The sequence below is a fragment of the Clostridium sp. UBA4395 genome (assembly GCF_002390995.1).
Classification (GTDB): Bacteria; Bacillota; Clostridia; order Clostridiales; family Clostridiaceae; genus Clostridium_J; species Clostridium_J sulfidigenes.
Window position 1 is genome coordinate 19098 of record NZ_DGRF01000066.1, and the last position, 9278, is coordinate 28375.

Below are 9278 nucleotides of genomic sequence, written 5' to 3' on the forward strand. Positions count from 1 at the left end.
TGGTCACTTTTATTATTAATGAATTTTAATTCATTTATTCAAATTATGTAATAATTTTGATTACCTATGAGTGCCATGAATGACATTGAATCCATGATTTTTTAGAAGCACTTCATGTTTATTATAATTATCACACTCAACCTTTATACAAAGAGCTATATGAATGGTACTAACCTTTTTTCTTTTAAGTTGTTCTATTTTATGATTCCAATCTTCTTCACCTAATATAGTTTTATTACAACCGCTGCAATAGAAGAAGCTTGATAAAATAGGTTTTGAATTTTCATACTTTTGAAACGCATCAGTTAAAGTGTTATAGGCATCAAAACATCCAGTTCCAGAACATTGACCCACTAATTTTCTACATGCCATTATTGCTATAGACATATAAATCCCCCCTTATGCAATGTAAAATGAATAGAATATATAAATTTAATATTAAACATAAAATACATTTTAAGTATATAGATTTCTTAGATAGTCTATGACCATTATTAAGTTTCATAGTGCTACACTAGGATACTAACATGAGTTATAATACATGTCAAATATCACAGTATTTATAATTTATACAAATATACTTTTTTAATATAAGTAATTATTAGTTATAAACTTTAGTTAGCAAAAATCATTATTCTACATATTATAGAGTATGAGAAGTGAAGTGTTAAATTGGATTACTAATATTATTCTAGGAGGAAATTATGAGAAAAAAAACTATTAAGTTATTAAGTGCTTTAATTTGTGCATTTATATGTGTTGGCTTATTTACAGGATGTAATAAAAATAAGACATCAGACAAAGAAAATCAAGGGAATAAAGATAAAATAACAACTATAAGACTTAATGAAGTAACTAGATCCATTTTTTATGCACCAATGTATGCAGCAATTAGTGAGGGATTCTTTGAAGAAGAAGGAATTGAGATTAAACTTTCCACAGGTCAAGGTGCAGATAAAACTATGCAACAACTTATTAGTGGAAGTGTTGATATTGGATTCTCAGGACCAGAGCAAGTAATGTATATTTATAATCAAGGTAGAGAAGATTATCCAGTAGTATTTGCCCAGTTAACTCAAAAGGACGGATCGTTTTTAGTATCTAGAAAAAAACATAGTGAGTTTTCATGGCAAGACATTAAAGGGAAGACAGTTATAGGAGGAAGACCGGGTGGAGTACCTGAAATGGCTCTTGAGTATGTATTAAAAAATGAAAATATCGACAAAGAAAAGGACTTAAATTTAGTTACTAATATAGCATTTGACGCAGTTCCAGGAGCATTTAAAGGCGGTACCGGAGACTATGCTGCAATATTTGAACCAACTGCTAGTGTAATAGCAAATGAGATAAATGGATCTGTAGTAGCATCTATTGGAGAAAGCGCTGGAACCCTTCCATATACATGCTTTTATACTGTTCAATCTTATATTAATGAGAATGAAGACTTGTTAGTAAGATTTGTTAAGGCTATTCAAAAGGGGCAGGAGTGGGTAATGTCTAATGAGGATGCTACAGTTGCCACTTCTATAAAAGATTTCTTTCCAGGAACAGATGAAGAAGTAATAGAAACAGTTGTGAAAAATTATAAAAAAATAGAGGCTTACGCTAAAACTCCAACGGTAAGTGAAGAGGATATGAATAGATTAATGGATATTATAGAATCTTATGACTCGGAACTTTTAACTAAAAGACCACCATTTAAAGATATAGTTAATAATTCAATTAGTGAAAAGGCTATGAAGAAATAAAGAAAAAATGATTTTTTAGAATCATTAAAATCTATAAATTGTATATACAAATAAATAATTTTAAAGGAACATGTCTTTAGGATTTTGAAGGCATATTCCTTTTATTTATATATGGTATAAGTTTTATTATCAACATTTATTATAACCTCATATATTAGTACTATAAAATATTAAAGAACTTTAAAGCTAAGGATTATAAGTAATTATAGAAAAGAAATTAGAAAACTAAGAAGATAAAAAATAAAGATATGGAGATGGAGATATGAATAGAATTGAAATAAAGAATATTTATATGAATTATCATACACTATCTGCAGAGACTGTTGCCTTAAAAGATATTAACTTCACAGTAGACGGTGGAGAGTTCGTAAGTATAGTTGGACCTTCAGGATGCGGAAAATCTACACTTTTAAATATAGTATCTGGGCTTATTGAAGCTTCATCAGGAGATATATTAGTTGATGGACGTGTTCAAGAAGGGTACTCAGATAAAATTGGATACATGTTTCAAAAGGATCAACTTTTTGAGTGGTTAACGGTATTGCAGAATGTAAGTATAGGATTAAAAATTAAAAAAATGATGAATGATGATGCGAAAATAAAGTTAGAGAAATTATTAAAAAACTATAATCTATGGGAGTTTAAGGATCATTATCCAAGACAGTTATCAGGCGGTATGAGGCAAAGAGTTGCTTTAATTAGAACCTTAGCTTTAGACCCAGAAGTTTTACTTTTAGACGAACCATTTTCAGCCCTAGATTATCAAACTAGACTCAATGTCAGTGATGAAATATACGAAATAATTAAAAATGAAGGTAAAACAGCCATTATGGTCACCCATGACATTTCAGAGGCTGTGTCTATGTCATCTAGGGTAATAGTGCTATCAAAAAGACCGGCAGTAATAAAGAAAATTATAAAGATAGAATTTGATGGAGAAAATCTAACTCCTTTAAAGTGTCGTGAACACAGTAAGTTTAGAGTATATTTTAATGATATATGGAAGGAGATGGATTATGATGATAAGTAAGGAACATGAAGAATATTTAAAGAAGGTAAAAAGAAACAGAAGAAAGATTATTTTTACTAGAATACTTATATTAGTTGCATTTTTTCTTCTTTGGGAAGTATTAGGCAATTTAAAGATTATTGACCCATTTTTAACCAGTACACCATTAAGAATGTTTAAGAGTTTTATAAAGTTGTATAATGAGGGAGCTTTAATTAATCATATAACAATAACTTGTTTTGAAACTATAATTGGATTTACTTTAGGAACCTTTTTAGGGACTATAATTGCAATAATGTTGTGGTGGTCAGACTTTCTTTCCAATGTTTTAGATCCATATATTGTAGTCCTAAATGCACTTCCTAAAGTAGCTTTAGGACCTATAATAATATTCTGGGCAGGAAATGGAATGAAGGCAATTATAATCATGGCATTGTTAATTTCTATAATTTCTACAATAATAAGTATACTTTCAGGATTTAGAGAAGTAGAAGAAGATAAAATAAAACTCTTAAAGACCTTTGGTGCGTCAAAGTTTAAAATTTTAACTAACTTAATTATTCCTGCTACGACACCAACTTTTATATCTGCGCTAAAGATTAGTGTAGGACTTTCTTGGGTAGGAGTTATAATGGGAGAATTTTTAGTAGCAAAAAAAGGACTTGGTTTCTTAATAGTATATGGAGGACAAGTAGCACAATTAGATATGGTAATGATGAGTGTAGTTATTCTTTCAATAATTGCTTATTTAATGTATGAAGTAGTTCACTATTTTGAAAAAAAATATGCCACAAAGTTATAAAATAAAAAATAATCCATTACATTTATCAGATTTTAATAAGTGTAGTGGATTTATTATATGAATATAATATGCTAGAGTATAATAAATGTTTATATTAATAATAGAAATAGTACAAGATTATGATATAATTAAGCATGCAGATGGGGGGAAAATTATGAAGACAAAAAAAGCATTAGCGTACATAACGTTAATAGGTGTAGTGGTAGCTTGGGGAATTTCTTTTGTTAGTATAAAAGTAGTATTAGATGCATTTTCACCTGTAGCAATGGCCTTTGTTAGGTTTTTTATTGCCACTGTAACACTTATTATAATAAAACAATTTACAAATAAGGAGAAAGTTAATAAAGAAGATTATGGAAGATTGGCTGTCAGTGGAATTTTTGCTATCACCTTATATTTCTTCTTTGAAAATAATGGTATATTAAGGGTGTCTGCTAATTCAGCATCCATAATAGTAGCTACTTTACCAGTAGCAGCAATAATAGCAGATAAAATATTTTATAAAACAAAGATATCTAGATTAAGTGTAATTGGTATTATAGTATCTATATTTGGAATTTATTTAGTTATAGGAAAAGATGTAGTAGGTGGATCTTTATCAGGATATCTTTATATGTTTGGTAGCGTAATAGCATGGTGTGGGTATTTAATAATTACAAAGCCTTTGTTTAAAAAATATTCTAACATAACCATTACAACCTATCAGTCTATTTTTGGTACACTAGCCTTTCTACCATTATTACCTTTTGAAACTATAAACTTCCAGATGATTAATGGTAATATAATTTTAAATCTTTTATTTTTAGCATTAATATGTTCTTCTTTTGGAAACTTTGGATATAATTTTGCTTTTAAGGAATTAGATGTAGGTATATCTACTTTATTCTTAAACCTATGTCCTGTAGTTACTTTTATATTTAGTTTCTTTATACTTGGAGAAACTTTGAGATTTAGTCAAATAATAGGTTCAATAATTATTATATCAGCTGTATATATTGCAACTAAACCGCCTAAAGTACAATCAGAACTTGACGATAATATTAAAAAGGCGGATTTAAATTAATATTCTATAGGAGTTGTATACTAGGGAGGGAGTACTATGAAAAAGCTTTTTGCATTGTTTATATTAGCACTTTCCTTTGTAGCATTAACAATTACATTTAATATATATATTTATGAAAGTAAAAAGGTTAGTGCTCTTCAAGATCATATGAGTTTTTTAGCTAGTAAGGGCAATGTTAGTTATATAAGTTCAGAGGAAGAAGCTAGGCTTGAGAAGGAAGAAAAGAGAAGAAAAAAAGAAGAAGAAAAGGTAGCAAAAGAAGAAGCTGAAAGAAAAGCTAAGGAAGAAGCAGAAGCTAAAAAAGCTGAAAAAAAGCGATTAAAAGAAGAAGAACTTCAGAAAAAGAAAGATGAATTAGAAAAAGCATTAAATGCATCAAAACAAATAAATCTAGATGTAGCTATAATTAATCAGTTGCCAGAATATAAAAATGGATGTGAGGCAACATCTTTAACTATGATGCTAAATTATGCAGGAGTTAACATTAGTAAGGATTCTGTAATTGGAAAGGTCAAGAGGGATTTAACTCCAATTAAATATGACTCAAAAGGCAGTATAATAGAATGGGGAAACCCAAAGAAGGGGTTTGTTGGAGATATAACAGGTAAAACTCCTGGATATTCTATAGATCCTGTGGCTCTTGCACCAGTAATAAATGAATACTTACCAGATAAAGCACTAGATTTGACAGGTTGTGATTATGGGGAGTTGGAAAACGTACTATCAAGTGGAAGACCAATTGTAGTATGGATAACATCTACTTTTAAAGAACCGAAAGTATCTCATACTTGGACCAGTAATGGAACGGTTATAAATTCTTATTTTACTCAACATGCAGTATTAATCACAGGTATGGATGAGAATTCAATATATTATAATGATCCTTTAACTGGAGTTAAAAATGCAAAGGTTGATAAAAGCATATTTAAGTCAGTATGGACTAAGATGGGTAAAAAGGCATTATCCTATTATAAATAAAAAACCCTATATCTAATCATAATACTAAATATAGAGTTTAAATTTTTATAAATAGGTGTACTGCTAGTTACCTAGAATTCCAACTGATGTTAAAGCATTAGATACTGCTTGTACTTCAGTTGAATTAGCTCCATATAAGTCTGTAGCAGCTTGTATTAAACCAAGTCTTGCTTGAGAGAAATTTGTATTGGAGTTAAAATAAACAGTTAATGCTCTATAATATATACGAGCAGTTTTTTCACAGCCTATATTTTGAGCAACTAAATAAGCAGCTTTATTAGGAATTCCAGAGTTGATGTGAACTCCACCCCAGTCTCCGGCTTGTGTGTTTGGTAGATTTTGATAATTATTCATATGAGCAGGTTGATCGTATAGTGTTGGATTTGCTAAACTTCTTAACGCATCTCCTGATATATTTGGAGTATAAATTTCATCTCCAACTACCCAATCAGAAGAATTGAATGTCCATTGGCCACCATTAGCAACATTGTACTTGTCATAGGTTTGTACCAAAACACCTAGAACATCTGACATAGATTCATTTAATGCTCCAGATTGGTATTCGTAAGCAAGATCTGCAGAATTTGAAGTTACTCCATGAGTCATTTCGTGAGCAACTACGTCAAGGTCTCCTGATAATGGTGCAAAATAGGAGCCATCGCCATCGCCATAAACCATTTTATATCCATTCCAAAAGGCATTATTATAACGGGAGCCATAATGCACAACAGAAGTTAAGGACATACCTCTATTATCTAAACTATTTCTATTAAATAAATCTTTATAAAAATCATATACAACTTCTGCATAGCTATGGGCGCTTACTGCAGCTTTATCAGAAACTGTAGTACTAGAACTTGTCATTAAAGTGCCTGTTGTTGTAGTTCTATAGTTAGCTGTATAAGTGTTTATAGTTCCAGTCATAGGTTTAGTAGTATCTTTTAATTGATATGAGTTAGTTTTATTTTGGTATAAATTTAACTTTCTAGTAGTACCATTTACAGCAATGCCTGTACCAGTAACTGGGCCAGCTTCTCTTATTAAACTTTCTGTTTTTATAATATCACCACTATAAGCATCTACAAAGATTTCCCAGCTTTCCATTTCAGGAAGATCATAAGCAAGATTTATTTTATAAACTTCATAAGCATTTTTATCGTCGAAGTATATATAATTTTCAGCTCTGACTTCTTCTGTTAATTCAGTAAATGTCTTAGAAGCTTTAGCTATTTCTATAGCTTTATCTGCAGTAAGAGGTTTATTATTCTTTTTAGTTACTGAGGATATTCTATTTTCTAAAGTTCCTGTTAGTCCAGTAATAACACCATTTTTATCAAAGTGTGCAGTTATAGTTTTCCCGTAAACTTTTTTTCCGTCAAAGGTTTGCTGAAGTTTTATATGGGTAAATCCTAAATCATCTTGTTCAGCGGTGATAAGAGAAAAGTTATTTTTAATATTTTTCATATTGAATAGTGACATGTTTTCATTTAAGAAATCAATAACACTACTAGAAGATGGATTAACAGTTTCCGATAGAATACCACTTATAAATAGTTTCATTCCATCTTTGTTGTCAATGTGAACTTTCTCTTTACCATTGTTTAAATTTTTGAATTCCTTTAAGATATCTGCTTTATTTTTTGTAGGTTTTTCTAAGCCTTGTGCACTTACAGGTTGAAAAGTGAAGGTTGCAGCTAAAGCTACAGTTGCAAGAATTGAAATTAGTTTTTTGTTCATAAGATCATCCCCTTATTAATATTATACTTTTATTATATATTTTTGTATCAAAAATGCTATAAAAAGTTTAAGTCAAATTACTTTAACAGTTTACAGTGAAACAATGAATATTACATATTGTATCACGAAAAATGTAGTATCATGTAAATAAATTTTTATTTTCATCTTAAAATTCTATGAAGATATAAAAAAAGAATACATTTTTATGGAATAATATGTATTTGAAATACATATTATATATAAATGTAGTATCCAATTTATTGTAGTATGAATTTAAAAATGATATGATTTAAGATGAGGTAGAAAATAATAAATTAAAACTTAGGTATAGAAGGGGTTTAATAAGAAGGCTATGGATAGAAGTGTGGAGTTTATAAGTGGAAATAAAAAAATAAAGTTATTAAGAAAACAACTAAGAATGACTCAGCAAGAATTTCAAGATTCTCATTTTACCAGAGGATATTTAGGTTTATTGGAAAATGGAAGAAGAAATATTACATTACAGGCATCAAAGATTATTACGGAAAAGTTTATGAAAAAAGCAAAAGAATTGAATATTGAATTAGAGCTAGAAGAAGATTATTTTTCAAGAAGTGTGGAAGAGGATGCTAAATTATATTGTGAAAAAATCCTTAAAAATGATTTATCCATGAATGAGTTAAACGAAATTATGAATATTGGAGAAGAGTATAACTTAAATTCAATTGAAGCCAAGGTATACAGAAGAAAGGGAGATCTTTATTTTGAAGAAAATCAATATCTAGAAGCCTATAAAAATTATTTTTATTGTATGGATATTTTAAGAGGTGAAGAACTAAATAGTGAAATATGTTACGTTTATAATAGATTGGGTTATTGCAAATTTTTACTTCTTGACTATGAAGAGGCTATTGTATATTTTAATAAAGCAATATATAATGCAGAGATGTTTAAGGATGAAAAGGTTTTAAGGTATGCTACATATAATTTGTCAGTAGCATATAGCTGTATAAATAAATTTCAAGAAGCTATAGATATTATAAATAAATTTATTCATAGAATTGACATGGAAAAAAGATTTTTAAATTATGTTTATGTGAATATATTAAAGGCCAACTGTTATGAAGGATTAAATGAGGTAGATAATGCTATAACAATACTTCATGAGTTAATTGAAATAGTAAAGGAAGAAAATGATGAGGAAAGTACTAAGATACTAGGACTCATATATAACAATCTAGGTTCCTTATATAGACGAGAAGAAAAATTATCTAAGGCATTGGATTACTATAATAAATCTCAACAAATTAGAAATAAGGTTGATAATAAAAATGTATCTCACACCTTAATTGAAAAGGCCAATATCTATGTTAATAAAAAGCTTTATGACGAGGCTATAATGATAATAGAACTTGGTATTGAAAAAGCTAACGAATATAATGATTATGAGTATATATTTAAGGGCTATGAACTCCTTGAGAAAATTTACTGTCAATTAAATATGAAGGAAGAATTAGAAAAGATTATAGAAGCTGCTATTGGTGTTTTGAAAAATACTAATAATTCAGATTTGAAGATAAAATATTATACTAAACTTCAAGAACTTTATTTTAAAAATAAAGAATATGAAAAGGCTGAAAAGTGTTTGTATATGATACAAAGTTTATTGCAATCTGTTTCTTTCAATGATAAAATATGTATAAAGGAGGTGCTTTGATAAATGAGTAAGTTTTGTAAAAATATGTGTGTACTAGGAGTTTTTGTTTTACTATGTGCAACAGTTATTGGTATTCCTAAAAATGGAGAACATCCACCACTATTAGGAAGTATTAGCTCAAGTGAATTACTATAGTTTATAGTTAATGAAAGTGGCTATTTTAATATGGAGCTATCTATTTTAAAATAGCTCTTTTTACATATAGAATTAAAAATTAGTATAATAAAAGGGGGCGTCGCAAAATA

General features: G+C 28.9%; 9 protein-coding genes. 7 read left to right on the forward strand and 2 right to left on the reverse strand.

Going from position 1 to position 9278, the window contains the following annotated elements:
* Positions 1-60: 60 nt before the first annotated feature.
* Positions 61-387 (reverse strand): CGGC domain-containing protein, encoded by a 327-nt coding sequence (locus B2694_RS11890; RefSeq protein WP_346870335.1) that lies wholly within the window; start codon positions 385-387, stop codon positions 61-63.
* Positions 388-704: 317 nt separating this feature from the next.
* Between B2694_RS11890 and B2694_RS11895 the strand changes: the two genes are divergently transcribed.
* The 5 genes from B2694_RS11895 to B2694_RS11915 all read left to right on the forward strand — a co-directional run bounded on the left by B2694_RS11895 (position 705) and on the right by B2694_RS11915 (position 5600).
* Entirely contained in the window at positions 705-1748 is a 1044-nt protein-coding gene (locus B2694_RS11895) for an ABC transporter substrate-binding protein (protein ID WP_346885927.1), read from the forward strand.
* A gap of 262 nt (positions 1749-2010) precedes the next feature.
* Positions 2011-2778, forward strand: a complete 768-nt coding sequence (locus B2694_RS11900) for an ABC transporter ATP-binding protein (RefSeq protein WP_346885928.1) — start codon at positions 2011-2013, stop codon at positions 2776-2778.
* The gene (locus B2694_RS11905) at positions 2765-3559 is read left to right on the forward strand and encodes an ABC transporter permease (RefSeq protein WP_414632451.1); all 795 of its coding nucleotides are present in this window, start codon (positions 2765-2767) and stop codon (positions 3557-3559) included. Before B2694_RS11900 ends, B2694_RS11905 begins: the two co-directional genes overlap by 14 nt.
* A 154-nt stretch (positions 3560-3713) precedes the next feature.
* On the forward strand, positions 3714-4622 hold the full coding sequence (locus B2694_RS11910; RefSeq protein WP_346885929.1) for a DMT family transporter: 909 nt from the start codon (positions 3714-3716) through the stop codon (positions 4620-4622).
* Between the two features lie 36 nt (positions 4623-4658).
* A complete protein-coding gene (locus B2694_RS11915; RefSeq protein ID WP_346885930.1) occupies positions 4659-5600 on the forward strand; it encodes a C39 family peptidase in 942 nt (313 codons plus the stop codon).
* A 63-nt stretch (positions 5601-5663) separates the two neighbouring features.
* Here the strand turns inward: B2694_RS11915 and B2694_RS11920 are convergent, their stop codons facing one another.
* Complete coding sequence (locus tag B2694_RS11920) at positions 5664-7337, reverse strand: M4 family metallopeptidase (RefSeq protein WP_346885931.1); 1674 nt, start codon at positions 7335-7337, stop codon at positions 5664-5666.
* Positions 7338-7689: 352 nt separating this feature from the next.
* Here B2694_RS11920 and B2694_RS11925 point away from each other — a divergent pair, with 352 nt between their 5' ends.
* A complete protein-coding gene (locus tag B2694_RS11925; protein ID WP_346885932.1) occupies positions 7690-9033 on the forward strand; it encodes a helix-turn-helix transcriptional regulator in 1344 nt (447 codons plus the stop codon).
* A gap of 3 nt (positions 9034-9036) precedes the next feature.
* Positions 9037-9168, forward strand: coding sequence for a hypothetical protein (locus B2694_RS11930; RefSeq protein WP_346885933.1), 132 nt, complete (start codon positions 9037-9039; stop codon positions 9166-9168).
* Positions 9169-9278 lie beyond the last annotated feature (110 nt).

What these genes read in the sequence shown, in the direction of transcription:
- B2694_RS11890 (WP_346870335.1), bottom strand. Translation starts at nt 387, where the DNA reads ATGTCTATAGCAATAATGGCATGTAGAAAATTAGTGGGTCAATGTTCT.
- B2694_RS11895 (WP_346885927.1), top strand. Translation starts at nt 705, where the DNA reads ATGAGAAAAAAAACTATTAAGTTATTAAGTGCTTTAATTTGTGCATTT.
- B2694_RS11900 (WP_346885928.1), top strand. Translation starts at nt 2,011, where the DNA reads ATGAATAGAATTGAAATAAAGAATATTTATATGAATTATCATACACTA.
- B2694_RS11905 (WP_414632451.1), top strand. Translation starts at nt 2,765, where the DNA reads ATGATGATAAGTAAGGAACATGAAGAATATTTAAAGAAGGTAAAAAGA.
- B2694_RS11910 (WP_346885929.1), top strand. Translation starts at nt 3,714, where the DNA reads ATGAAGACAAAAAAAGCATTAGCGTACATAACGTTAATAGGTGTAGTG.
- B2694_RS11915 (WP_346885930.1), top strand. Translation starts at nt 4,659, where the DNA reads ATGAAAAAGCTTTTTGCATTGTTTATATTAGCACTTTCCTTTGTAGCA.
- B2694_RS11920 (WP_346885931.1), bottom strand. Translation starts at nt 7,337, where the DNA reads ATGAACAAAAAACTAATTTCAATTCTTGCAACTGTAGCTTTAGCTGCA.
- B2694_RS11925 (WP_346885932.1), top strand. Translation starts at nt 7,690, where the DNA reads ATGGATAGAAGTGTGGAGTTTATAAGTGGAAATAAAAAAATAAAGTTA.
- B2694_RS11930 (WP_346885933.1), top strand. Translation starts at nt 9,037, where the DNA reads ATGAGTAAGTTTTGTAAAAATATGTGTGTACTAGGAGTTTTTGTTTTA.